This is a genomic window from Pigmentiphaga soli (assembly GCF_039541095.1).
GTDB classification, from domain to species: Bacteria; Pseudomonadota; Gammaproteobacteria; order Burkholderiales; family Burkholderiaceae_B; genus Pigmentiphaga; species Pigmentiphaga soli.
This window is the reverse complement of the sequence record NZ_BAABFO010000002.1, coordinates 274,427-297,944: the sequence shown is the minus strand read 5'-3', so window position 1 is coordinate 297,944 and position 23,518 is coordinate 274,427. Positions and strand designations below refer to the sequence as shown.

Here is a 23,518-nt window from a genome sequence, read left to right as displayed (position 1 = left end):
GCAAGGCGCACTTCGGGCTTCTCACCCGTCGTGCCGTGGATGCGTTGCTGCGCCATCGACCCCCGCGAGCACCGTGTCGAACAGCACGCCGCCCACGAAGCACGGCGTGCCGCCGCCAAGCGCCAGGACGTCACCTTCGGCGAAGCCTGGGATGCCTACCTCGAAGCCCGCAAGCCTTTCTGGAGCCAGCGCCACTACGACGACCATATCAAGAATTCAGAGGTCGGCGGCAAGCCTAAGAAACGCGGCAAGGGTCTGACCGAACCCGGCCCCTTGGCATCGCTGCGGCCGCTGCGCCTGCCGGACATGACGGGCGAGCGCATTGCCGAATGGATGACGGAGGAGGGTAAGAGCCGTCCCACGATGGCTGCGCTGTCCTACCGCCAGTTGCGTGCCTTCATCCGCTGGGCGTCCGAGCACAAGAACTACAGCGGCCTGGTCCCATCCGACGCCTACAAGGCCCGCAACGTCAAAGACGCTGTTCCCCGGGTCAAGGCCAAGGAGGGCGATGTCCTGCAACGCGAGCAGCTTGCGGCCTGGTTTGCCGCCGTTCGCAAGATTCCCAACCGGGTGCAGTCCGTCTACCTGCAAAGCTTGCTGCTGACCGGCGCGCGCCGGGAAGAAATGGCCGCGGTGCGCTGGGAAGACGTGGATCTGCGCTGGCGCAGCCTGACCCTGGACGACAAGGTCGAAGGCACGGGCGGACGGGTCATTCCATTGACTCCCTATCTCGCCAGCGTGTTTGAAGAGCTGAAGCGCCTGAACGAAACGCCGCCCAGCGACCGCCGCCTGGCAACACTGGCAGCACGTGGCGAGGCGTGGGAACCGTCGCCGTGGGTCTTCGCCAGCCCGACGGCAGAAGACGGCAAGCTCGCCGAGCCTCGCGCAGCGCACGTCAAGGCGCTGGAGCAGGCAGGGCTGCCGCATGTCAGCATCCACGGCCTGCGCCGGTCGTTTGGGACGTTGTCGGAATGGGTGGAGGTGCCCGTGGGCGTGGTGGCGCAGATCCAGGGGCACAAGCCGTCTGCCGTTGCTGAAAAGCACTATCGCCGCCGTCCGCTGGATTTACTACGCAAGTGGCATGACCAGATCGAGGCGTGGATGCTGGAGCAGGCGGGAATCGAGTTTGAAAAAACTAGCACCTAGTGCTATATTTTGGTAATCCAGATGGCAGATGCAATGCGCAAGAAGCAGTCCCGTTTTTTCAAGACCAAGGCATTTGCCAAGCTGGCTGCCAAGGCACAGATTCTCGATGAAGAGCTGCTGCGGGCCGGCAAAGATCTGGCCGAGGGCAAAGGCGACAACCTGGGCGGTAACGTCTGGAAAAAGCGCCTCAACAAAAACATGCATCGCAGCATTGTCGTTGAGAAGGTGGGGGACCACTGGTTCTTTGTCTACCTGTACGCAAAGAATGATCGTGAGAACATCGACCAGGCTGAAGAGGCTGCGTTCAAGCGGCTGGCTACGCTGTTCGCGGCCATGAGCAGCGTGCAGCTCGATGACCAGATCAAGATCAAGGAACTCTTGGAGATTGTCAGCAATGGCGACTAAATCCCGATTCAAAAGTGACGCGTTCGAGGCCATTCACAGCGCGGCTGCTGGCCTTCAACGTTCTGGTGTGGTGAGCAAACAAACGATGCGGGAGTTCGATGAAATGTGTCTCGCTAAGGCCCCGCACTTCGACGCAAAGGCCATCGTGAAGATTCGCAGGGCAGCAAAAGTCAGCCAGCCCGTGTTCGCCAAGTACCTCAACACTAGCACGTCCACCGTGCAGAAGTGGGAAAGCGGCGCAAAACAGCCGAGCGGTATCGCGGCACGGTTGCTGCAAGTCGTCAAGAAGCATGGTCTTGATGTGCTGGCTTGATTCGGCTGCTTGATGAGCACCCCTATCGAACGCTGTATGCATTCGATCTGCCATGGGGGAGTGATTTGGAATCATTGCCGAATTCCCTCACGATGCAGTGAAGATCAGCGACGTCACTGGCATTGAGGCGGAGCAGATCGGATGACTGGGTGTGCTAGCCGCTTCAATACTGAGGTTTGAGGGGGCTCAGGAGCTAAGGAATGAAAAAGCACGACGCAAAAAAAATTGATATAGAGGCCAGCTCTGGCAACGTGTTTGCCGATCTTGGTCTGCCTAACGCTGAGGAGCTCAAGATCAAATCCGGCCTCACCATCGAGATTACGAAGGCCATCCGCAAGCTTGGCTTGACTCAGACAGAGGCCGCCAAGCGCATGGGCCTGACGCAGCCCAAGGTGTCCGCCCTGCTGAATGGGGATTTCGCCAACTTCTCCGAACGCAAGCTAATGGATTGCCTGAATCGCCTGGGCTACAACATCGAGATTCGGGTACGGCCGACGAAAGAGCCTGTCGGTCATTTGCTGCTCGCGCATGCTTAAGCAGGGGCGAGAACTGGGCGAAAATTTTGCAATGACTAAGCAGATAGAAGCTGAACCCAAAGCCAAAAGTCGGCTTCTTGAGGCAGTGCATGAAACGGCTGCCGATCTGCATCGGCTTGGCTTCATTGACGAGCACGGGATGCGAAAGTACGAAGCGCTATACCTGGGAGCCAGCAGCCAACCCGAATACAACACGGGGGAAAATCAAATCGCTGCGGGCCCGATTCAATTTGAGCCAAACTGTTCTTGCTGCGGGACACTTTAATGCTGCTGCTGGCGAACAACTGTTCTGGGCCGGATGCAGCTGCAAATCAATGTCCGGTTGCGACCTTTAGCGGGCGTTCGATACGAAGACGGTTTGCGTGCCGGGTCGGCCTATCGAGAGCCACGCCCGTCGATCCACTCTGATTGGCAGTAAGCGTCCGACGAGCACCGTCTTGCGTTACAGGTGGATTTCGCGCAACCGCTCAGCCGTGTCCTCCAGGCTGAAGGCCTTGGGATCGAAGGGGCCGCCGTACCAATCCCGCAGGTGCGCGTGCTGCGTGTGCTTCGGATCGGCCATGGCCGCCAGGAAGTCTTCATAGCCGGGCACCCCACCCACGTCTTCGGGTGGGCAGGCATTGGCGCCGTCCAGGCATTGCGGGTAGCTCATCCGGCCTTGCAGGGGCAGCTCGGCCAGCACGGTGATCGCGTGCCACCAGCTATCGCCGTAGTCGTAGAGGTAGCCGAAGTCCTTGCCACCGCCCAAGGCCTTGTTCAAGCGGATACGCTGCTCGCTCTTCAAGTCCGGCTCCGGATAGAGGGGATCGGGTTCGCCGTAGTGGATGCCGTCGATGACGAACTCGTGCAGATGGCCGCCGCTCCAGCCCATGGCGCGCAGGATCGTGACGTGCAGCTTGGGCAAGGTGATGGTGCTGGGCACCACCACCACGCGATGGATCAGCGGTGCGATGTCGCATAGCGCAATCTGCAGCACCATGGCGTGCCCTTGCAGCGTGCCGACCTTGGATGCCATCACGCGGCCTTCGCGCTCGGCGCAGCGCACAGGGCCAGGTTCCACGGCAGCAGTTCGTCCACCCGGTTGACTGGGTGATCCCCGATGCGCGCCAGCACCTCGCGCAAGTAGGCCATCGGCTCGATGCCGTTCATCGCCGCCGTCCCCAGGAGGCTATAAATCGCCGCTGCGCTATGGCCGCCCGCATCCGAGCCCGCGAACAGGTAGTTCTTGCGCCCGAGCGCCACACCGCGCAAGGCACGCTCGGCCGGGTTGTTGTCGATCTCGATGCGGCCATCGTCGACATAGCGGGTGAGCGCCGTCCACCGCGCCAGGGCGTAATGGATCGCCCCGGCCAACGCGGATTTGCGCGGCAAGGCGCGGGTCGTGTCCCGCAGCCAGTCGTGCAGCGATGCCAAGAGCGGCCCCGCCCGGGCCTGGCGTGCCTGTTGCCGCATCGGCGCTAATTGACCGCGCACCTCGGCCTCGATGCCGTACAGGGCACCGATCCGTGCAATGGCCTGCAACGCCACAGGGCTGGCCTGCTGCTCGGCGATGTCATAGAACTTGCGCCGCACGTGCGCCCAGCAGGCAGCTTCCTGGATGCGGCCTGTGGCATAGAGTTGATTGAAGCCGGCGTAGCCATCGGCCTGCAGGATGCCGGTGAAGTCCTTCAAGTGCCGCACCGGGTGCTCGCCCTTGCGGTCTGGCGAGTAGCCGAACCACACCGCAGCCGGCTCAGCAACGCCAGCCGCATGGTCATCGCGCACATACGTCCACAGCCGCCCGGTCTTCGTCTTGCCACGACCCGGCGCCAGCACAGGTACCGGTGTATCGTCTGCGTGGATCTTCTCGCCGCTCATCACATGCCGCTGCAAGGCAGCCACCAAGGGGCGCAGCAACCGGCTGCTGCCCGCCACCCAGTCTGCCAGCGTCGAGCGCGACAGCGTCACGCCATGGCGGTCATAGATGGCGCTTTGCCGATACAAGGGTTGGTGATCGCAGTACTTCGAGACCAGCACCTGGGCCAAGAGCCCAGGGCCGGCCAGGCCGCGCGCGATCGGGCGCCCCGGCGCTGCTGCCTGCACGATAACATCGCACCGCCCGCAAGCCAGCTTGGGCCGCACATGGCGCACCACCTTGAAGCTCGCCGGCACGTATTCCAGGACTTCGCTGACGTCTTCGCCCAAGGGCTTGAGGGCTCCACCGCAGGCCGGGCAGGCACAGTCGTCGCTTGCCGCATGGACGATCTCTTCGCGCGGCAGTGTGTCAGGCAGGCTCGGGCGGGACTGCCCTGCACGACGCGCAGACCGAGCCACGCGCTTGGCCGCAATCGTCTGCCCCATGGCCTCAGGCACCGCCTGCGCCGGTTCTTCATACAGCGGCAGTTGACCAAGCAGGTCACCGCGCTCGCTGCTGCGCCCGAAGCGCTCGCGTCGCGCGCGGGCCAACTGCCAGCGCAAATAGTCGTTCTCTTGCTTGAGCGCATCGATCACCGCTTGCAAAGCGGCTTCGCGATCAGTCGGGGCAAGGGGCGTTGGCATGCCGACATTTTATCGGCACACACCGCGCGCATAAAGCATTTATCGCAAGGCGCTTGCGATTCTCATCGCCCCGCGCGACTCACGCCGCCAACGTCGGCGCCGTCCTGCGCGGACTGCGCCAATCGATGCCTTCGAGCAGCATCGACAACTGCGCCGCCGTCAGTGCCACGCGCCCGTTCTCGGCTTGCGGCCACACGAAGCGGCCCGCTTCCAGCCGCTTGCAGAACAGGCACATCCCGTCGCCGTCGAACCACAGCACCTTGATGCGGTCACCGCGCCGGCCACGGAACACGAACACGTGGCCACCGAAGGGGTCGGCCTGCACGTGCATCTGTACCTTGGCCGCCAGCCCATCGAAGCCGCAGCGCATGTCGGTCACACCCGCCACGATCCAGATGCGCGTATGGGTCGGCGGCAGCATCAGGCGCGCAGTGCGGCGATCGCCGTCGTGAGCATCACCGGATCAACCGTGCCGCGCACGCTCAAGCGGGAGGATGCGCGTACCTTTCAGGGAAGTGAACGCGACATCATGTTTCTGTCTATGGTGGCAGACCGGGAGCGTTGTCATGCACTTTCTGCCATCGTAGTCGCGCTGGATCATCCGCTCGGTGGCGCTGAGCTTTTTCTTCCAGATCAGGGTTTTGATGTCCTGTTGGCGATGTTCTTCCGCCATGTCACGGCGCAGCCGGGCGATCACGTCCTCGATGGGGCTGAGGACATGGCGCAGGTGCGGGGCGTTCTTGTCATTTGTGCTCCATGCTGTGTCGTGGGCGGCGTCTTTACTGGTTTTTCGCCGTATGGGCCTATGGGCACCGTGCCTATAGGCCGTGGACTATAGGCTACAAGAAAAGCAGTCTTCCGCACATGGCAAGGGCGGAGATTGCGGACATCGGGCAGATATTCGGGGAGGTCCTGCGACGGCACAGGTCGGAGCAGAACGTGTCCCAGGAGGAGCTCGCCTTTCAGGCGGGCGTTGACCGGACGTTCGTGTCGCGCCTCGAGCGCGGCGTCAGGCAGCCGACGATCACGACCTTGATAGGTATCGGCCAGGCGCTCGGTGTGTCCGCTGCGGACTTGGTGCGTGAGACGGAGAAGGAGTACCTGCGTCAGCGCAAGTAGATGGACGCAGCAGCCAACTCACGACGTGGGCGCGCGGCACCGTGTCGATTTCGTGTTTGATCGCGCCGGAAAAGAAAAACGCCCTAGGCCGCTTGGTGCCTAAGGCGTTGATTTCTTTAAGTAATTCTGGTGGCCTGGGGCGGAATCGAACCACCGACACGCGGATTTTCAATCCGCTGCTCTACCAACTGAGCTACCAGGCCATCTACGCAACACGCCACGCACAACCAGCCGAGCCGCGAAGAGCTCGCAATAATACACACTTTCGCCCCCCTTGAAAAGCCGCCCTCCCCGCCCCATAAGATAGAAGCCAGCCACCCCCGTCCGGCCCCCGCCCGAGCCTGACCTATAATGCCTGGCGGCCGCCCAAGACGCGGCCCTCGGTACGCCCATGTCTCTCGATGTCCTCACCTTCGGCCTGAACCACGTCTCCGCCCCCGTTTCGGTGCGCGAGCGCGTGTCGTTTCCGCTCGAGCTGCTGAACCCGGCCCTGGCGGGGCTGCGTTCGGCCTTCGGCGGCGGGGTCAGGGAGGCGGCCATCCTGTCCACCTGTAACCGCACCGAAATCTACTGTACGGCCGAACCCGGCGTGGCCGAGCACCTGCCGGCCTGGCTGGCCGAATTCCGCCAGTTCGACCGGCAGGCGCTGTCGCCCCACCTGTACCGCCACATGCGTGACGACGCGGTGCGCCACGCCTTCCGCGTCGCCAGCGGGCTCGATTCGATGGTGCTGGGCGAACCCCAGATCCTGGGCCAGATGAAAGACGCCGTGCGCGCCGCCGAAGAGGCCGGCGCGATGGGCACGATGCTGCACCAGCTGTTCCAGCGCACGTTCTCGGTGGCCAAGGAAGTGCGCTCGCATACGGCGATCGGCACGCAGTCGGTTTCGATGGCGGCCGCCTCGGTGCGGCTGGCCGAGCGGGTGTTCGGCGACCTGTCCGAGGTCAACGTGCTGCTGATCGGCGCCGGCGAGATGATCGAGCTGTGCGCCACCCACCTGGCCGCGCAGCATCCGCGCCGCATGGTGGTGGCCAACCGCACGGTGGAGCGCGCCGAAACGCTGGCCGAGCGCTTCTCGGCCGGCGCGATGCGCCTGACCGAGCTGCCCGACCGCCTGGCCGAGTTCGACGTGGTGGTGTCCAGCACCGCCAGCTCGCTGCCGATCCTGGGCCTGGGCCTGGTCGAACGCGCCACCAAGGCGCGCCGCCGCCGGCCGATGGTGATGATCGACCTGGCCGTGCCGCGCGACATCGAAGCCGAGGTCGGCCGCCTGAACGACGTCTACCTCTATTCGGTGGACGACCTGGGCCGGCTGGTGCAGAACGCCAGCGACGCGCGCCGCGCCGCGGTGGTGCAGGCCGAGGCCATCATCGAGACGCGGGTGCAGAATTTCATGCACTGGATGGATTCGCGCACCGTGGTGCCGGTCATCCGCGACATGCAGCACGCGGCCGATACCCTGCGGCAGGCGGAGCTGGAACGCGCGCGCAAGGCGCTGGCGCGCGGCGACGACCCCGACCAGGTGCTGGAGCAGCTGGCCCACGGGCTGACGCAGAAGTACCTGCACGGCCCGCTGGCCGCGCTCAACCGCAGCGAGGGCGCCGACCGCCAGCAGTTGCTGGCCTGGCTGCCGCGGCTGTTTCCGTCGCGGCCCCCGCGCAACGAACACTAGCCTTTCATGAAAGCATCGATGCGTGCCCGGCTCGAGCAGCTGACTCGACGCCTAGCCGAACTGGACGCCATGCTCGCCTCGCCCGAGATCGCGAACGACATGGACACCTTCCGCAAGCTCTCGCGCGAGCGGGCCGAAGTCGAGCCGGTGGCCTCGGGCTTTACCGCCTACGCGGCCACCGAGGCCGACCTGCAGACTGCCCAGCAGATGCTGGCCGATCCCGACATGAAGGCGCTGGCCGAGGAAGAGCTCGAGGACGGCAAGGAGCGCCTGGAGCGGCTGGAATCGGAACTGCGCGTGCTGCTGCTGCCGCGCGATCCCGACGACAACCGCAGCCTGTTCCTGGAAGTCCGCGCCGGCACCGGCGGCGACGAGAGCGCGCTGTTCGCCGGCGACCTGCTGCGGATGTACACCCGCTATGCCGAGCGCAACCGCTGGCAGGTGGAGGTGATGTCGATGAGCGAATCCGAGCTGGGCGGCTACAAGGAAGCCATCGTGCGGATCGTGGGCGACGGCGCCTACGGCAGGCTCAAGTTCGAGTCGGGCGGCCATCGCGTGCAGCGCGTGCCGGCCACGGAAACGCAGGGCCGCATCCACACCTCGGCCTGCACCGTGGCGATCATGCCCGAGGCCGACGAGGTGGCCGAGGTCGAGATCAATCCGGCCGACCTGCGCATCGATACCTTCCGCGCCAGCGGCGCCGGCGGCCAGCACATCAACAAGACCGATTCGGCGGTGCGCATCATCCACCTGCCGACCGGCATCGTGGTCGAGTGCCAGGACGACCGCTCGCAGCACCGCAACCGCGACAAGGCCATGAAGGTACTGGCGGCGCGCATCAAGGACAAGGAACAGCGCGAGCGCCACGCGAAAGAGGCCGCGCACCGCAAGAGCCTGGTCGGTTCGGGCGACCGTTCCGAGCGCATCCGCACCTACAACTTCCCTCAGGGCCGGGTCACCGACCACCGCATCAACCTGACGCTGTACAAGCTTCAGAACATCCTGGACGGCGACCTGGACGAACTGCTGTCGGCGCTGGCCGCCGAGCACCAGGCGGAACAATTGGCCGCATTGGGCGAAGAGTAAAGGTATGGCCGACTGCGCGCGCGCGCTGATGGCCGGCAGCGGCCTGGAAACGGTCGACGCCCGCGCGTTGATGGCGCACGTGCTGGGAGTGAACCGCGCCTGGCTGATCGCGCATGGGGACGACCCGCTGTCCCCCGAGGCCGCGGCACGATTCGACGAACTGGCGGCGCGCCGCCGGGCCGGCGAGCCGGTGGCCTATCTGGTGGGCGAGCGGGAGTTCATGGGGCACCGTTTGCAGGTCTCGCCCGACGTCCTGATTCCCCGCCCCGAAACCGAATTGCTGGTGGAAACGGCGCTGGCCTGCGTGGCCGGCCGCGCCGCGCCGGCGCTGCTCGACCTGGGCACCGGCAGCGGCGCGATCGCGATCTCGCTGGCGCTGGCCCGGCCCGACGCCCGGGTGCGCGCCACCGACCTGAGCGCCGGCGCGCTGGCGGTGGCGCGGGCCAATGCGCGGCGCCTGGACGCCGACGTGGAATTCCTGCACGGCGACTGGCTCGATGCGTTGAATCCGGCGCAACCCGCCGCCATCTACGATGCGATCGTGGCCAATCCCCCCTACATCGCCGACGGCGACCGCCACCTGGCCGAAGGCGACCTGCGTTTCGAGCCGCGCGGCGCGCTGACCGACGGCGCCGACGGCCTGCAGGCGCTGCGCGCCATCGCGGCCGGCGCCGGCTGCTGGCTCAAGCCCGGCGGCTGGCTGTGGCTGGAGCACGGCTGGGACCAGGCCGCCGCGGTGCGCGCGCTGCTGGCGGGCGCCGGGTTGTCGGGGGTGGAAAGCCGCCGCGATCTGGCCGGTATCGAACGGATTTCCGGCGGATACCTATAATCGACGTATTCAACCTTTTTTTGCGAGGTTCGCGATGAGCGACGTCCAAGAATTCCTGCGCCAGACGGTTACCGAAAACCCGGTCGTCCTGTTCATGAAAGGCACGGCGCAGTTTCCGCAGTGCGGCTTTTCCGGCCGCGCGATCCAGGTGCTCAAGGCCAACGGCGTGCGCAACGTCGCCACCGTCAACGTGCTGGAAGACGACGAAGTGCGCCAGGGCATCAAGGAATTCTCGAACTGGCCCACCATCCCCCAGCTCTACATCAAGGGCGAGTTCATCGGCGGCGCCGACATCATCGCCGAGCTGAGCGAAACGGGCGAGCTCAAGCAGCTGCTGCAGGAAGCCGGCGCGCTGGGCTGAGGCCCGGTGCCGGCCGCCCGCCGGGCATGATGTTTGCGGCATGAGGATCTATCTTGCCGGCCCGGACGTGTTCCGACCCGACGCCGCCGCCTACGGCCGATGGCTGAAGGCGCAGTGCGCGCGCCACGGCCTGCAGGGCGTGTTCCCGTTCGATACGGACGAGGAAGCGGGCGCCGGACGGCAGGGCATGGATGCCGCCCAGGCGATCTGCCGGGCCAACCTGGCGCTGATCGACGAGGTCGACGCCGTGATGGCCAACCTCGAACCGTTCCGCGGCCAGGAACCGGATTCGGGCACGGTGTTCGAAATCGGCTATGCGCATGCGCGCGGCAAGCCGGTCTGGGTCTACACGCCGCACGCGTCGCCGCTGGCCGAGCGGGTGGCGGCCGGCGCCGACGGCCACGGCCCGGTCGATGCCCGAGGCTGGCGGGTCGAGGATTTCGGCCTGCCGCTGAACCTGATGATCGCCTGCACCGCCACCGTGGTGGCCGGCGACGCGGATGAATGCCTGCGCCGCATCGCCACCCATGTCCGCGGCGGCGGCGCGCCCTAGGAAAGAAACCTGGCGCCGCCCGGACGGTTCCGCGCCGCGGCGCCGCAACGCTATGGAGACGCTCGTGAACAAGTTTCTGGTCCGCTGCCTGATCCCGACGCTGTTGTGCCTGGCCGTGCCCGCGCTGGCGCCCCTCGCGCGGGCGCAGGCGCCGGCCCCGGCCGCCATCGGCAACGGCACCGAGACCGAATCTGCCCTGCTGAAGACCTTGCTGGCCGCGATCCAGGATCGCGATTATCAGCGCTTCGTGTCGACCGGCAACGAGGATTTCGCCAAGCTGGACCGCGCCCAGTTCGACGCCGTGGCGGCCGAGCTGGGGCCGCGGCTGCAGCAGGGCTACGAGGCGATCAGGCTGGGCGACTACCACCAGCAGAACTACGATTTCTCGCTGTGGAAGCTGACCTTCAAGGACGGCGGCGACGATCTGATCGGCACGCTGAACGTGATCAACGGCCGCGTCGGCGGCTTCGTGCTGCGCTAGCTGGCGCCGGGCCGCTGCGTTTTGCGTACCCGGAAGACATAGACCGACAGCGCCGCCAGCGCGCACACCAGCATCATCCCCGCCATCGCCCGCGCCGAGTGGCCGTCGTACAGCAGGGTCACCATCGCCCCGGCCGCCGCGCCGGTCCCCATCATCATGGTGCTGACCACGGCGGAGGCCACGCCGGCCATTTCGGGCAGGGGCTCCACCGCTGCGTGCGACGCGTTCGGCGCGATCATGCCGAACGAAAACGTATTGAGCGTCAGCACCGGCAGCAGCAGCCACAGCGGCATGAAGCCGGCGAACACGGCGGCGGCGAAGATGAGCGTGGTACTGCTGGACAACGCCAGGCCGCAGCCCAGCAGCACATGCGGCGACACGCCCCGCGCGTTCAGCCGGCCGTTGAGGATGGACGCCGCCATGATGCCGAACGCCGTCAGCGCGAAGATCAGGCCGAAGGTCTGCGCCGACAGGCCCAGCACCTGCATCACCAGCAGCGGCGAACCGACGATGTACGAGAACTGGCAGCCGAAGGTCAGCGCATTGACCAGCGCATTGCCGACGGTGGCCGGGGTGGACAGCACGCGCCGGTAGACGCCCGCCAGCGCGCCGATCGTGGCCCGCAGCCGGGCCGTGCCGCCAGCCGCCGCGCCGGCGGCCGGGACTCCGGCAGCCGGCGCGCCGGAAGCCAGGTCGCGCGCGGCCACGGTGCCGTGCGGCCGGGTTTCCGGCAACCCGAAGTACACCGCGGCGGTGACGGCCGCTCCGCCCAGCGCCATCACGCCATAGATGGACCGCCACCCCGCCGCCAGCAGCACCCAGCCCCCCAGCGTGGGCCCGATCATCGGCGCCACGATGCGCAGCGTGGCCACGTACGAAAGGCAGGCGCGCGCCGCGCTGCCCTCGAACAGGTCGCGCACGATGGTCAGCGACAGCACCATCCCGGCGCCGGCGCCCACGCCCTGCAACAGCCGGCACGCCAGCAGCACGCCGATCGACGGCGCCAGCGCGCAGGCCAGGCTGGCCGCCGTGTACAACACGCCGCCGGCCAGCAGCACCGGCCGCCGGCCGTAGCTGTCGGCCAGCGGGCCATAGGCGATCGGCGCCAGCGCGAAGCCGAACATGAATATGCTCAGGGTGAGCGCCGCGCTGGCCACCGACGACTGCAGCGTGGCCGCGATGCTCGATAAGGCGGGCAGAGCCATGTCGGTGGACAGCGCCGGCAGCGCCGACAAGGCGCCCATCAGCGCCAGGAAGGCGATGGAATCGGATTTGATGCGCATGGAAGGGCTCAGCAGACCGGCACGCCCTGCGTGTTGACGTACAGCGCGTACAACCCATGGCCGGCGGCCATGAACAGGCGATTGCGATGGCGGCCGCCGAAGCAGACGTTGGCGCAGCGTTCGGGCAGTTCGATGCGGCCGATCAGTTCCCCCTGCGGCGTGAACACGCGCACGCCGTCCAGTTCGTCGCTGCCCATGCCCCAGCCGCACCACAGATTGCCATGGATATCCACGCGCAGGCCGTCGGGCGAGCCGTCGCCGGCGTCGATCAGCACGCCGCCGCCCGACAGGGCGCCGTCGGGCCCGACATCGAACACGCGGATACGGCGCGGCGTGCTGCGCGACTCCACCACGTACAGCCGCGATTCGTCGGGCGAGAACGCCAGGCCGTTGGGCGCCAGGATGTCGTCGGCCGCCACGGAGAGGCGGCCGGTATGGCCGTCGATGCGGTACAGGTGGGTGGGCAGCTCGGCCTCGTGGCGCTCGCCCTCGTAATAGCCGCCGATGCCGAAGGCGGGATCGCTGAACCAGATCGACCCGTCGGACTTCACCACCACGTCGTTGGGCGAATTGAGCGGCTTGCCCTGGTAGCGGTCGGCCAGCACGGTGATCGCGCCGTCGTACTCGGTGCGCGTGACGCGGCGCGTGAGATGTTCGCAGGTAATGAGCCGGCCCTGGCGGTCGCGGGTGTTGCCGTTGGCGTTGCCGGACGGCTGGCGGAACGCGGCCACGGTGCCGGTGGCTTCGTCCCAGCGCAGGATGCGGTCGTTGGGCACGTCGCTCCACAGCAGGCAGCGGCTGTCGCCGAACCATACCGGCCCTTCGGACCAGCGGCAGCCGCCGTACAGATGCTCCACCGAGGCCTGCGCGATGCGCAGCGCATTGAAGCGCGGGTCGAGCACCTTGACGGCGGGGTCGGGATAGCGGCGGTTGTCCTGCATCGTGAAAACTCCTGCGTAGCGGTGCGCCGCCCGGCCGGGGCGGCGGGCGACAAGCCCGGCGGGCCCCTGGTATCTTACGGGTTCCGCGCCGCCGCCGCCCGCGCCGCAGCGCGCTGCTCCGCGCATGCCCCTATACATCCACGAATACGGAAGAGACATCATGCCCGCTTCTTCTTACAGACTCGACGTCCTGATCCAGGGCTATCCCGGCCGCTCCGTCTGCAACGGCGGCCTGGGCTGGAGCACCATCGCGCTGCTGCGCGGCGGCGATCGCGTCATCCTGGTCGACGTCGGTGCCTTCGGCGTACGCCGCGAGCTCGGCAAGCAACTGGCCGCGCGCGGCGTCGACCCCGCCGCCGTCACCGACGTGGTGCTCACCCACGCCCACTACGACCACGCCGTCAACTTCCCGCTGTTCCCCAACGCCACGATCTGGATCGGCGCCGAGGAAATCAGCTGGGCGGCCAGCCAGCCGCCGGGCTTCGACCCGCTGCCCGAGCTTTACGTGCAGGAACTGGCCTCCTCGCCCAAGGTGCGCCGCGTCGCCGCCGGCGACACCTTCCTGCCCGGCATGCGGGCGCTGGCCGCGCCGGGTCATACGCCGGGCCACCTGGTCTTCACCTTCGACGGCACCGAGGTGCCCATCGTGTTCACCGGCGACGCGGCCAAGAACCGCGCCGAGCTGCTGTCGGGCGAAGGCGCCGACACGGAAGACGCCGAAACCAGCCGCCGCACGATCGAGATGATCTGGTCGCTGTGGCGCGCCCACCCCGGCACGCTGCTGGTGCCAGGCCACGATCTGACCATGCGGCTCGATGCCGACGGGCTGCCGGAATACCTGGGCGAGCGCAAGGCCGGCATCAAGGCCTGGTTCGACGAAGACCTCGAGCGGACCACGCACTTCGACCTCTGTCCGCGCTGCTGAGCGCGCGGGCACCCGGCTGGTGCGGCGCACAATGACGGTGACCCGACTGGGTGCACGCCGTCTGCGAACGCGCCGCCGTCCCAGCCTGCCCTACTTTCCGGCCGCCCAGGCAAACGGTTGATTCGCAAGCGATTTGCCGACGCCGCCCACCATTTCCATACGCTTGGCATAGCTATTGCTTGATGTGGCGTGTCGGCCAACGATGGCCCGCGACACGACAGAGCAGTAGGAACAATGGCGTTCCGTCATGGCGAGGAGATTCCCTCCCCATGCGGAACGCATTTTTTTTGCCTGGAGCGATGGATGAAGCCGAGCACCCCCAGCCTTTCCGGTCCCGCCCCCGACGCCGCGGCGGCGCCCCGCGACCCCGCGCGCCGCCGCCTGCTGGGCGCCGCCGCGGGCGCCGGCATCATGAGCCTGGTCGACCCGCTGGTGCGCGCGGGCGCGTGGGCCGCGGGCTCCGACGCGCCGGAGAAGGCGGAGGTCAGGATCGGCTTCATCCCGCTGACCGACTGCGCTTCGGTGGTGATGGCCTCCACGCTGGGCCTGGACAAGAAATACGGCGTAAAGATCGTGCCGGCCAAGGAAGCCTCGTGGCCCGGCGTGCGCGACAAGCTGGTCAACGGCGAACTGGACTTCGCGCACGTGCTGTACGGCCTGGTCTACGGCGTGCAGCTGGGCGCGGGCGGGCCGCGCAAGGACATGGCGGTGCTGATGAGCATCAACCAGAACGGCCAGGCCATCAGCCTTTCCAACAAGCTGCTGGAGAAAGGCGCGCGCGACGGCGCCTCGCTGGCCAGGCTGATGCAGGCCGAGAAGCGCGAATACACCTTCGCCCAGACCTTCCCCACCGGCACCCATGCCATGTGGCTGTACTACTGGCTGGCCAGCTACGGCATCAATCCGCTGCGCGACGCCAAGGTCATCACCGTGCCGCCGCCGCAGATGGTGGCCAATATGCGGATCGGCAACATGGACGGCTTCTGCGTGGGCGAGCCGTGGAACGCGCGCGCCATCGCCGACAAGATCGGCTTCACGGCCATCACCTCGCAAGGCGTGTGGACCGACCATCCCGAGAAAGTGCTCGGCACCACGGCCGAGTTCGTGCAGCGCTATCCGAACACCGCGCGCGCCGTCACCGCGGCGGTGCTGGAAGCGGGCCGCTTCATCGACGCCAGCGCCTCCAACCGCCGCAAGACGGCCGAGACCATCGCCGCCAAGTCCTACGTCAACACCGACATGGACATCATCCTGGACCGCATGCTGGGCCGCTATTCCGACGGCCTGGGCAAGACCTGGGACGATCCGCACGCGATGCAGTTCTTCCGCGACGGCGCGGTCAACTATCCCTACCTGTCGGACGGCATGTGGTTCCTGACCCAGCACAAGCGCTGGGGGCTGCTGAAGTCGCACCCCGATTATCTGGCCGTGGCCAGGCAGGTGAACCGCATCGACATCTACAAAGAGGCCGCCGCCGCGGTGGGCGGCGTTTCGCTGCCGAAGTCCGACATGCGGTCGAGCAAACTGATCGACGGCACGGTGTGGGACGGCAGCAATCCCGCCGCCTATGCCGACGGGTTCAAGGTCAAGGCGTCGTAAGACGCCGGTCGAAGGAGCAAACGCCATGACAGCCACCGTGCAATCGCTGCAGCCCGCCGGCGCGCCGGCGACGCCGCGCCAGGCCGAGGTCATCGACTTCCATCCGGCCGCGGGCGAAACGCCGCCGGCCGCCCCCGCATCGCCGCCCCCGGCGGCGGGCGCAAGCGGCCCGGCCAGCCCCGGCAACGCCCTGCTCGCCAGCCTGCTCAAGACCGTCGGCGCGCCGGTCCTCGGCTTCGCGCTGCTGGTCGCCGTATGGCAGGCCATCTCGATGTACGTGCCGGAGATCCCGTCGCCCGGCGTGACGTGGAAGGCCGCGGCGGAACTGTTTTCCGATCCCTTCTACGACAACGGCCCGAACGACCGCGGCATCGGCTGGAACGTGCTGGCCTCGCTCGGCCGGGTCGGCATCGGCTTCGGCCTGGCCGCGGTGGTAGGCATCCCGGCCGGCTTCCTGATCGGCCGCTTCAAGCCGCTGGACGCCGTGTTCTCGCCCGTCATCAGCCTGCTGCGGCCGGTGTCGCCGCTGGCCTGGCTGCCGCTCGGCCTGCTGCTGTTCAAGGCCGCCGACCTGGCCGCCATCTGGGCCATCTTCATCTGTTCGATCTGGCCGATGATCGTCAACACCGCGGTGGGCGTGTCCCGCGTGCCGCAGGACTACATGAACGTGGCGCGGGTGCTCAAGCTGCCGGAGTGGAAGATCATGACCCGCATCCTGTTCCCTGCCGTGCTGCCCTACATGCTGACCGGCGTGCGGCTGTCGATCGGCACCGCCTGGCTGGTGATCGTCGCCGCCGAGATGCTGACCGGCGGCGTGGGCATCGGCTTCTGGCTGTGGGACGAATGGAACAACCTGAAGGTCGAGCACATCGTGATCGCGATCTTCGTCATCGGCATCGTCGGCCTGGCGCTGGAGACCTGCCTGACCCAGCTCGTCCGCCGCTTCACCTACGCCGACTGAACCCCGCAACCGGGAGCACCGCCATGGAAAAATTCCTCAGCATCCAGCGCGCCGGCCAGGTCTTCAAGACCCGCAAAGGCGCCTTCGTGGCGCTGCGCAACATCGACCTCAACGTCGCGCAAGGCGAATTCATCACGCTGATCGGCCACTCGGGCTGCGGCAAGTCGACGCTGCTGAACCTGATCGCCGGCCTGACGCGGCCCACCTCCGGCGTGCTGATCTGCGCCGGCCGCGAAATCGCCGGCCCCGGCCCGGACCGCGGCGTGGTGTTCCAGAACCATTCGCTGCTGCCGTGGCTGAGCTGCTTCGACAACGTCCATCTGGGCGTCGAGCAGGTGTTCGGCCAGCGCGAGAGCAAGGTCCGCCTGCGCGAGCGCACCTCGGCCGCGCTGGCGCTGGTGGGCCTGTCGCACGCGCAGCAGAAGATGCCGCACGAAGTCTCCGGCGGCATGAAGCAGCGCGTGGGCATCGCGCGGGCGCTGGCGATCGAGCCCAAGGTGCTGCTGATGGACGAGCCGTTCGGCGCGCTGGACGCGCTGACCCGCGCCCGCCTGCAGGACGAACTGCTGGAGATCGTCGCCGCCACCCGCAGCACCGTGGTGATGGTGACCCACGACATCGACGAGGCGGTGCTGCTGTCGGACCGCATCGTGATGCTGACCAACGGCCCGGCCGCCACCATCGGCGAGATCCTGCCGGTGCCGCTGCCGCGCCCGCGCGACCGCGTGGCGCTGGCCGACGATCCGGCCTACCACGCCTGCCGCGCCGCGGTCACCGATTTCCTCTACCGCAAGCAGAGCCATCCCGCCGCGCGCGAGGCGGCGTGACGGTAAACTGGTTTCCATGCCGCGCGTCCTGCTCGTCAACGATACCGACAAACCGATCGCCGACCTGCGCGAGGCCCTGCAACAGGCCGGCTACGAAGTGCTGGCCGACGCCGCCCACGCGCGGGCGCTGCTGCACGCGGTCGAAAGCCAGCGGCCCGACGTGGTGATCATCGACACCGAATCGCCGTCGCGCGACACGCTGGAACAACTGGCCGTGATGAACGCCGCCGCGCCGCGGCCGGTGGTGATGTTCTCCGACGCCGCCGACAACGCCGTCATCCGCGCCGCGGTCGGCGCCGGCGTCACGGCCTACGTGGTCGACACCCTGGCGCCCGAAAAGCTCGCGCCCATCATCGACGTGGCCTGCGCCCGCTTCGACGAGGAAGACAAGCTGCGCCGCCGCCTGGCCGACGTCGAGCAGCAGCTGGCCGACCGCAAGGCGATCGACCGCGCCAAGGGCTGGCTGATGGACAAGCGCGGCCTGTCCGAGACCGAGGCCTTCGAACTCCTGCGCGGCCAGGCCATGAAGCAGGGCCTGAAGCTGGGCGACATGGCGCGCCGGCTGCTGTCGATGTCCGACCTGCTGGGCTGAACCTATTCATACCGCGAGACAACTACAGGAACGTCAACCGATGGCCAACCCCTCCTCCCCGCATCCCGGCCACGTGGTGGCGGGTTCCGATGCGCCGGAAAAGCGGCGGCTGCGGATCGGCTTCGTCGCGCTGACCGACTGCGCGCCGCTGGTGGCCGCGGTCGCACAGGGCTTCGACCGGCGCCACGGGATCGAACTGGAACTGTGCCGCCAGCCTTCGTGGGCGGCGGTGCGCGACCGGCTGCTGAACGGCGAACTCGATGCCGCGCATGCGCTTTACGGCCTGGGCTACGGCATCCAGCTCGGCCTGGGCGGCCCGCAGCGCGACATGGCGATGCTGATGTCGCTGAATCAGGGCGGCCAGGCGATCACGCTGTCGCAGGCGCTGGCGCCGCGCGTGTCCAATGGCGCCTCGCTGGCACGGCTGGTGCGCGGCGAATCGCAGCGCTACACCTTCGCCCAGACCTTCCCCACCGGCTCGCACGCGATGCTGCTGTACTACTGGCTGGCGGCCTACGGCATCCACCCGCTGCGCGACGTGCGCGTGGTGGTGATCCCGCCGCCGCAGATGGCCGACAACCTGCGCCGCGGCGAGGTCGACGGCTATTGCGTGGGCGAGCCGTGGAACGCGCTGGCGCAAAGCGAGGGCAAGGGCTTCACCATCGCCCATACCTCGGAGGTGTGGCCGCACCATCCGGAAAAAGTCATCGCCTGCACGCGCGACTTCGCCGATGCGCATCCGAACGCGGCGCGCGCGCTGGTGATGGCGATGCTGGAGGCATGCCGCTGGCTCGACGTGCCCGTCCACCGCGAACGGGCGGCCGACTGGCTGGCCTCGCCCGACTACGTGGGCGCGCCGCGCGATGTGATTGCGTCGCGGTTGCTGATGCCGCCGCAGGACGGCAAGGCGCCCGGCATTCGTTTCTATGCCGATGGGGAGGCCAATTTTCCCTATCTTTCCGACGGCATGTGGATGATGACGCAGTACCGGCGGTGGGGGATGCTGGCCGCCGAGCCGGACTATCGCGAAGTCGCCGGGCGCATCAACCGCGTCGATCTGTTCCGGGCGGCGGCGAGCCAGGTCGGCGTCCCGCTGCCGCCCGATGTCATGCGGCGCAGCATCCTGATGGACGGCCGTGCATGGGACGGCTCGAACCCGCATGCATACGCCCACTCCTTCGCCATCCATCGGCTGGCGGGGTAAGACGCCGGGCCGTGTTGGCGGTCGGCTGACGTTTCCGTTAAGCTTCGCGATTCTCGGGGGGCAGGATACGACGGATACGAAATGAAATTCCGACTGCGTCAGATGGAAGTGTTCCGGGCCGTCATGCTTACCGGCTCGATAAACGGCGCAGCGAAAATGCTGTTCATCTCGCAACCCGCCGTCAGCCGGATCGTGTCGCACACCGAGCAAACGCTCGGCTTCAAGCTCTTCAATCGCACCAAGGGCAGGCTCATTCCCACCCCCGAGGGCGAAGCGCTGTTCCGGGAAGTCGAAGACTTCTACCAGCACGCCCTGCGCGTCAGCGATTTCGCCACCGACCTGGCGCGCGGCCCGTCCGGCGTCCTCAACATCGCCTCTAGTCCCTGCCTGAGCTATTCCTTCGTGCCCGAGGCCATCGCCCGGTTCACCGAGCGCTATCCGCGCATCCAGGTGAACTACCATACCTCGCTGCTGCACAATATGGCCGCCGAGGTATTGAGCAACAAGGTCGACCTGGTGGTCTCGGTCATGCCGCTGGAACACCCGCACCTGGAGATCCAGACCCTTACCACCGGCAAGATGGTGTGCGTCATGCCCCAGGGGCACGAACTCGCCAAGCTCGACGTGGTCAGCTTCCGCGACATGTCGCGGCATCGCCTCATCACCCACCATCCCAGCATCCAGTTCGGCACCCTGATCGCATCCTCGTTCGCGGCGGCCGAGGTGCAGTTCGTGCCGCACATCCACGTGCTGCAAACAGAAATCGCCTGCTCGCTGGCGCGCGCCGGGGTGGGCGTGGCCATCGTGGACGAATACACCATCGGCGGCGGGCCCTGGAAAGGCGTCCAGGTGCGCCCGCTGGCCGAGGAAATCCTGCTCACGCCCAGCATCGCCCGCACGATGTTCGACCGCCGCGGCACCCACGCCGACAAGTTCATCGAAATCCTGACATCGCTCTATCGGTAGCCGGGCGGGCCGCGGCCTGCGGCCGACCGCTTAACAGCAGGGCATACCCTGCGCCGAAATCGGTATACGACAGGCCCGGCCGATCTTCCTAAAATGCCTCTGACCTTCGTGGCAAGCCGCGCGCCGGCTCACGCCCCCGGGCAATTTCATATGGAGCGTATCTTCGTGAAAGTCGGACTCATAGGCCTCGGCAATATCGGTGTTCATTTCGGCACGCGCCTGCTGGGCGCGGGCCACGAACTAGTGGTCTACGACACCAGCGCGGCCGCGGTGAAGCGGCTGGCGGACAAAGGCGCGGTCGCGGCCGCCGGCGCCCGCGACCTGGCGGACCGGTGCGACACCGTCCTGCTCTGCCTGCCGCTGCCCCCCATCGTCAAGGAAGTCGCCCTCGGCGCCGGCGGGGTCGCCAACGGCAAGGCGGTGCGCACGGTAGTCGACCTGTCCACCACCGGCCCCAGCGTTACCGACGAGATCGCCGCCGGCCTGCAGGCGCGCGGCATCGATTTCGTCGGCGCTCCCGTCAGCGGCGGCACGGTGGCGGCCGAGCACGGCACGCTGGCCGTCATGCCCGCCGGCAAGGAGGAAGTGGTCGAGCGGGTCAAGCCCTTGCTGCGCGTGCTGGGCAAGAACATCTTCTACATGGGCGAGGCGCCGGCGCTGGGCCAGACCATGAAGATCATCAACAACACCCTGTATGCGGCCAGCATGATCGCCAGCTGCGAAGCGCTGGTCTACGGCGTCAAGGCCGGCCTCGATTCCCGGAAGATGCTCGATGTCATCAATGCGTCCAGCGGCCGCTCGTTCGCCACGCTCGAACGCATCCCGCAGTGCGCGCTGGACCGCAGCTTCCCGGTGCGCTTCACCACCGAGCTGCTGCACAAGGACGTCAAGATGTGCATCGACGAGGCGGAGAAGCTCGGCGCGCCCATGGTCCTGAGCCCCGTGGCGCGGCAGTTCCTGGCCTTCGCCATCACCCAGGGCGACGGCGCGCGCGACAACGTCTACCCGATACGCCACTTCGAGCAATGGGCCGGCGTGCAGTTCGGCTCGCCGTCCGATGAGCGTTAGGCGCTAGCCCCACAACCCCATTCGCAAACATCAACGAGAAAGAAGGAGGAACTGGTCCATGTCCATGATCCGTGTCCGCAAGAAACTGCTCAACATCGAAACCGTCTATCACGAAGGCGGAGCGCCCGCGCCGGCGCCGCTCAGGATGGGCGTGGTGGCGGTCATCATCGACAATCCCTTCGCCGGCCGCTACGTCGAAGACCTGCTGCCCTTCGTGGCCGAGGCCCGCGGGCTGGCCGACCGGATGGTGCCCGAGCTGGTCGAGGCGCTGGGCGGCGCGGACGCCATCCAGGCCTACGGCAAGGGCGCGCTGGTGGGGGTCGACGGCGAACTCGAGCACGGCGCCATCTGGCACGAGGCGGGCGGCTGGGCCATGCGCTCCGTGCTCAAGCACGCCAAGTCGGTCGTGCCGGCGGCCAAGTACGTCGGCGCGGCCGGCAGCCGCCTGCACATCCCGCTGCACCACGTGGAGGCCTGCTACGTGCGCAGCCATTTCAACACCATGGAGGTCAGCGTTTCCGACGCGCCCCGGCCGCGCGAGCTGCTGTATGCGCTGGCGATGGCGACCGGCCCACGGGTGCACGAACGGTTGGGCGGCCTGCGCGCGGACCAGATCTCCGTCCATGACGGGCAGCGCTGACGAGCGCCGCGGCGGCATGGCCTCGCCTGCATCCCATCCGCTCCTGGCCGCGCTGCGGACGGCGATCGGCCAGGAATTCGTGCTGGCCGGCGGCGACCTGCCGGCCTTCGAGCTGGACTGGCGCCAGCGCTGCCGCGGCAAGGCGCTGGCGGTCGCGCGCCCGGCCGACACCGCCCAGGTGGCCGAGATCATGCGGATCTGCGCTCGCCATGGCGTCGGCGTCGTCCCGCAAGGCGGCAACACCGGACTGGTCGGCGGCTCGGTGCCCGACGACAGCGGCAGCGAAATACTGCTGAGCACCTTGCGCATGAGCAAGATCCGCCAGGTGGACACCGCCAATCTCACGCTCACCGCGGAGGCGGGCTGCGTCCTGCAGTCGGTGCAGGACGCAGCCATGCGCCACGGCCTGCTGTTCCCGCTGAGCCTGGGCGCCGAAGGCAGCTGCACCATAGGCGGCAACCTGGCCACCAATGCCGGCGGCACCCAGGTGCTGCGCTACGGCAATGCGCGCGAACTGTGCCTGGGACTGGAAGTCGTGACCGCCGGCGGCGAGATCTGGAGCGGGCTGACCGGCCTGCGCAAGGACAACACCGGCTATGACTTGCGGGATCTGTTCATCGGCTCGGAAGGCACGCTCGGCATCATCACCGCCGCCACGCTGAAGCTGTTCCCCCAGCCGGCCGCGGTCACCACGGCGATGGCCGGCTGCGGATCGCTCGACGCCGCGGTCCGCCTGCTGGAGCTCGCCAGAATCCGCACCGGTCCGGCACTGACCGGATTCGAGGCCATGAACGCGGCCTCGCTGGCCCTGGTGGCGAAACACTTTCCGCAATTGCGCCAGCCGCTGCCCGCCATGCCATGGATCGTGCTGGTCGAGTTGTCCGACGTGGAGGGCGAGGCCCACGCGCGGGACGCCCTCGAAGCCTTGCTGGGCGAGGCCATCGAAGGCGGGCTGGCGGCGGATGCCGCCGTGGCCGAGAACCTGGCGCAGGCGCATCACATGTGGCACCTGCGCGAATCCATCACGCTGGCGCAGGCGCAAGAGGGGTTCCACATCAAGCATGACGTGGCGCTGCCCGCCTCGCGCCTGACGGCGTTCTGCGCCGATGCCGACGCATTGCTGGCGCGCGCGTTTCCGCAGGCACGGGTGGTCAACTTCGGGCACCTGGGCGACGGTAACCTGCATTACAACGTGCAGGCTCCCGCCGGCGGCGACAGCGCCGAATGGGTGCGCCGGCACGAAGAAGACGTCACCGGCGCGGTCTACGACACGGTCGCCGCGCATGGCGGATCGATATCGGCGGAACACGGCATCGGCGCCATCAAGCGCGCCAGGCTGGCGCGCCACAAGCATCCCCTCGAAATCGCCCTGATGCGCAGCCTGAAACAGGCGCTCGACCCCGGCAACCTGCTCAACCCCGGCAGGCTGCTGCCGCCTCCCATCTGACCTGCGCCGGGGCCATGCGTATCTCA

Annotated in this window: 28 protein-coding genes and 1 tRNA gene; 23 read left to right on the top strand and 6 right to left on the bottom strand. The window is 67.4% G+C overall.

Translation table 11 applies throughout. The features are described 5' to 3' along the window. Positions 1 to 39: 39 nt before the first annotated feature. From ABD927_RS03845 to ABD927_RS03825, 5 genes are all read left to right on the top strand, one after another. Entirely contained in the window at positions 40 to 1,146 is a 1,107-nt protein-coding gene (locus ABD927_RS03845; protein WP_345246504.1) for a tyrosine-type recombinase/integrase, read from the top strand. A 33-nt stretch (positions 1,147 to 1,179) separates the two neighbouring features. Beyond that, positions 1,180 to 1,551, top strand: a complete 372-nt coding sequence (locus ABD927_RS03840) for a type II toxin-antitoxin system RelE/ParE family toxin (RefSeq protein WP_345246478.1) — start codon at positions 1,180 to 1,182, stop codon at positions 1,549 to 1,551. Beyond that, positions 1,541 to 1,864 carry a helix-turn-helix domain-containing protein gene (locus tag ABD927_RS03835; RefSeq protein ID WP_345246476.1) on the top strand — a complete coding sequence of 108 codons (324 nt, stop codon included), beginning with the start codon at positions 1,541 to 1,543 and terminating at the stop codon, positions 1,862 to 1,864. The genes ABD927_RS03840 and ABD927_RS03835 overlap by 11 nt, the downstream gene beginning before the upstream one ends. Positions 1,865 to 2,064: 200 nt before the next feature. Next, positions 2,065 to 2,400 (top strand): helix-turn-helix domain-containing protein, encoded by a 336-nt coding sequence (locus tag ABD927_RS03830; RefSeq protein ID WP_345246475.1) that lies wholly within the window; start codon positions 2,065 to 2,067, stop codon positions 2,398 to 2,400. Between the two features lie 31 nt (positions 2,401 to 2,431). Then, positions 2,432 to 2,665 carry a hypothetical protein gene (locus ABD927_RS03825; RefSeq protein ID WP_345246472.1) on the top strand — a complete coding sequence of 78 codons (234 nt, stop codon included), beginning with the start codon at positions 2,432 to 2,434 and terminating at the stop codon, positions 2,663 to 2,665. 177 nt (positions 2,666 to 2,842) lie between these two features. On the opposite strand, the gene ABD927_RS03820 is transcribed toward ABD927_RS03825, so the two are convergent. The 3 genes from ABD927_RS03820 to tnpB form a co-directional block, all read right to left on the bottom strand. Next, positions 2,843 to 3,460 (bottom strand): plasmid pRiA4b ORF-3 family protein, encoded by a 618-nt coding sequence (locus tag ABD927_RS03820; RefSeq protein ID WP_345246470.1) that lies wholly within the window; start codon positions 3,458 to 3,460, stop codon positions 2,843 to 2,845. Then, entirely contained in the window at positions 3,415 to 4,938 is a 1,524-nt protein-coding gene (tnpC, locus tag ABD927_RS03815) for an IS66 family transposase (RefSeq protein ID WP_345246468.1), read from the bottom strand. Before tnpC ends, ABD927_RS03820 begins: the two co-directional genes overlap by 46 nt. Positions 4,939 to 5,017: 79 nt before the next feature. Beyond that, positions 5,018 to 5,359, bottom strand: a complete 342-nt coding sequence (gene tnpB, locus ABD927_RS03810; RefSeq protein ID WP_345246466.1) for an IS66 family insertion sequence element accessory protein TnpB — start codon at positions 5,357 to 5,359, stop codon at positions 5,018 to 5,020. A gap of 27 nt (positions 5,360 to 5,386) precedes the next feature. Here tnpB and ABD927_RS03805 point away from each other — a divergent pair, with 27 nt between their 5' ends. Together ABD927_RS03805 and ABD927_RS03800 are read left to right on the top strand one after the other, a co-directional pair. Beyond that, positions 5,387 to 5,776 carry a hypothetical protein gene (locus ABD927_RS03805; protein WP_345246506.1) on the top strand — a complete coding sequence of 130 codons (390 nt, stop codon included), beginning with the start codon at positions 5,387 to 5,389 and terminating at the stop codon, positions 5,774 to 5,776. Then, the gene (locus ABD927_RS03800) at positions 5,695 to 6,057 is read left to right on the top strand and encodes a helix-turn-helix domain-containing protein (protein WP_345246502.1); all 363 of its coding nucleotides are present in this window, start codon (positions 5,695 to 5,697) and stop codon (positions 6,055 to 6,057) included. Before ABD927_RS03805 ends, ABD927_RS03800 begins: the two co-directional genes overlap by 82 nt. 127 nt (positions 6,058 to 6,184) lie before the next feature. On the opposite strand, the gene ABD927_RS03795 is transcribed toward ABD927_RS03800, so the two are convergent. Then, positions 6,185 to 6,260: transfer RNA gene (locus ABD927_RS03795), tRNA-Phe, on the bottom strand. A gap of 188 nt (positions 6,261 to 6,448) precedes the next feature. On the opposite strand from ABD927_RS03795, the gene hemA reads away from it, so the two are divergent. The 6 genes from hemA to ABD927_RS03765 all read left to right on the top strand — a co-directional run bounded on the left by hemA (position 6,449) and on the right by ABD927_RS03765 (position 11,039). Then, positions 6,449 to 7,729, top strand: coding sequence for a glutamyl-tRNA reductase (gene hemA, locus ABD927_RS03790; RefSeq protein WP_345246464.1), 1,281 nt, complete (start codon positions 6,449 to 6,451; stop codon positions 7,727 to 7,729). A 6-nt stretch (positions 7,730 to 7,735) separates the two neighbouring features. Beyond that, the gene (gene prfA, locus ABD927_RS03785) at positions 7,736 to 8,815 is read left to right on the top strand and encodes a peptide chain release factor 1 (RefSeq protein WP_345246462.1); all 1,080 of its coding nucleotides are present in this window, start codon (positions 7,736 to 7,738) and stop codon (positions 8,813 to 8,815) included. A gap of 28 nt (positions 8,816 to 8,843) precedes the next feature. Beyond that, entirely contained in the window at positions 8,844 to 9,644 is an 801-nt protein-coding gene (prmC, locus tag ABD927_RS03780; protein WP_425570173.1) for a peptide chain release factor N(5)-glutamine methyltransferase, read from the top strand. Positions 9,645 to 9,678: 34 nt separating this feature from the next. Next, positions 9,679 to 10,005 (top strand): Grx4 family monothiol glutaredoxin, encoded by a 327-nt coding sequence (gene grxD, locus ABD927_RS03775; RefSeq protein WP_345246458.1) that lies wholly within the window; start codon positions 9,679 to 9,681, stop codon positions 10,003 to 10,005. A 40-nt stretch (positions 10,006 to 10,045) separates the two neighbouring features. Next, positions 10,046 to 10,558 carry a nucleoside 2-deoxyribosyltransferase gene (locus ABD927_RS03770; RefSeq protein WP_345246456.1) on the top strand — a complete coding sequence of 171 codons (513 nt, stop codon included), beginning with the start codon at positions 10,046 to 10,048 and terminating at the stop codon, positions 10,556 to 10,558. Between the two features lie 64 nt (positions 10,559 to 10,622). Beyond that, positions 10,623 to 11,039 (top strand): hypothetical protein, encoded by a 417-nt coding sequence (locus ABD927_RS03765; RefSeq protein ID WP_345246454.1) that lies wholly within the window; start codon positions 10,623 to 10,625, stop codon positions 11,037 to 11,039. Here ABD927_RS03765 and ABD927_RS03760 read toward each other — a convergent pair. Together ABD927_RS03760 and ABD927_RS03755 are read right to left on the bottom strand one after the other, a co-directional pair. Then, complete coding sequence (locus ABD927_RS03760) at positions 11,036 to 12,322, bottom strand: multidrug effflux MFS transporter (RefSeq protein WP_345246452.1); 1,287 nt, start codon at positions 12,320 to 12,322, stop codon at positions 11,036 to 11,038. The two genes, ABD927_RS03765 and ABD927_RS03760, sit on opposite strands and share 4 nt — an antisense overlap. A gap of 8 nt (positions 12,323 to 12,330) precedes the next feature. Further along, positions 12,331 to 13,263: an SMP-30/gluconolactonase/LRE family protein gene (locus tag ABD927_RS03755; protein ID WP_345246450.1), complete on the bottom strand. Its 933-nt coding sequence runs from the start codon at positions 13,261 to 13,263 to the stop codon at positions 12,331 to 12,333. A 160-nt stretch (positions 13,264 to 13,423) separates the two neighbouring features. On the opposite strand from ABD927_RS03755, the gene ABD927_RS03750 reads away from it, so the two are divergent. The 10 genes from ABD927_RS03750 (at position 13,424) to ABD927_RS03705 (ending at position 23,492) form a co-directional block, all read left to right on the top strand. Continuing rightward, the gene (locus ABD927_RS03750) at positions 13,424 to 14,188 is read left to right on the top strand and encodes an MBL fold metallo-hydrolase (protein WP_345246448.1); all 765 of its coding nucleotides are present in this window, start codon (positions 13,424 to 13,426) and stop codon (positions 14,186 to 14,188) included. 303 nt (positions 14,189 to 14,491) lie between these two features. Beyond that, positions 14,492 to 15,787 (top strand): CmpA/NrtA family ABC transporter substrate-binding protein, encoded by a 1,296-nt coding sequence (locus ABD927_RS03745; protein ID WP_345246446.1) that lies wholly within the window; start codon positions 14,492 to 14,494, stop codon positions 15,785 to 15,787. 25 nt (positions 15,788 to 15,812) lie between these two features. Then, entirely contained in the window at positions 15,813 to 16,748 is a 936-nt protein-coding gene (ntrB, locus tag ABD927_RS03740) for a nitrate ABC transporter permease (RefSeq protein ID WP_345246444.1), read from the top strand. A gap of 23 nt (positions 16,749 to 16,771) precedes the next feature. Then, positions 16,772 to 17,575: an ABC transporter ATP-binding protein gene (locus tag ABD927_RS03735; RefSeq protein WP_345246442.1), complete on the top strand. Its 804-nt coding sequence runs from the start codon at positions 16,772 to 16,774 to the stop codon at positions 17,573 to 17,575. Positions 17,576 to 17,591: 16 nt separating this feature from the next. After that, a complete protein-coding gene (locus ABD927_RS03730) occupies positions 17,592 to 18,167 on the top strand; it encodes an ANTAR domain-containing response regulator (protein WP_345246440.1) in 576 nt (191 codons plus the stop codon). Between the two features lie 40 nt (positions 18,168 to 18,207). Then, complete coding sequence (locus ABD927_RS03725) at positions 18,208 to 19,371, top strand: CmpA/NrtA family ABC transporter substrate-binding protein (protein WP_345246438.1); 1,164 nt, start codon at positions 18,208 to 18,210, stop codon at positions 19,369 to 19,371. 81 nt (positions 19,372 to 19,452) lie between these two features. Beyond that, entirely contained in the window at positions 19,453 to 20,337 is an 885-nt protein-coding gene (locus ABD927_RS03720) for a LysR family transcriptional regulator (protein ID WP_345246436.1), read from the top strand. 165 nt (positions 20,338 to 20,502) lie between these two features. Beyond that, positions 20,503 to 21,405: an NAD(P)-dependent oxidoreductase gene (locus ABD927_RS03715; protein WP_345246434.1), complete on the top strand. Its 903-nt coding sequence runs from the start codon at positions 20,503 to 20,505 to the stop codon at positions 21,403 to 21,405. A gap of 58 nt (positions 21,406 to 21,463) precedes the next feature. Beyond that, a complete protein-coding gene (locus tag ABD927_RS03710) occupies positions 21,464 to 22,045 on the top strand; it encodes an amino acid synthesis family protein (RefSeq protein ID WP_345246432.1) in 582 nt (193 codons plus the stop codon). Next, the gene (locus ABD927_RS03705; RefSeq protein WP_345246430.1) at positions 22,029 to 23,492 is read left to right on the top strand and encodes an FAD-binding oxidoreductase; all 1,464 of its coding nucleotides are present in this window, start codon (positions 22,029 to 22,031) and stop codon (positions 23,490 to 23,492) included. The genes ABD927_RS03710 and ABD927_RS03705 overlap by 17 nt, the downstream gene beginning before the upstream one ends. The last annotated feature ends 26 nt before the right edge of the window (positions 23,493 to 23,518 follow it).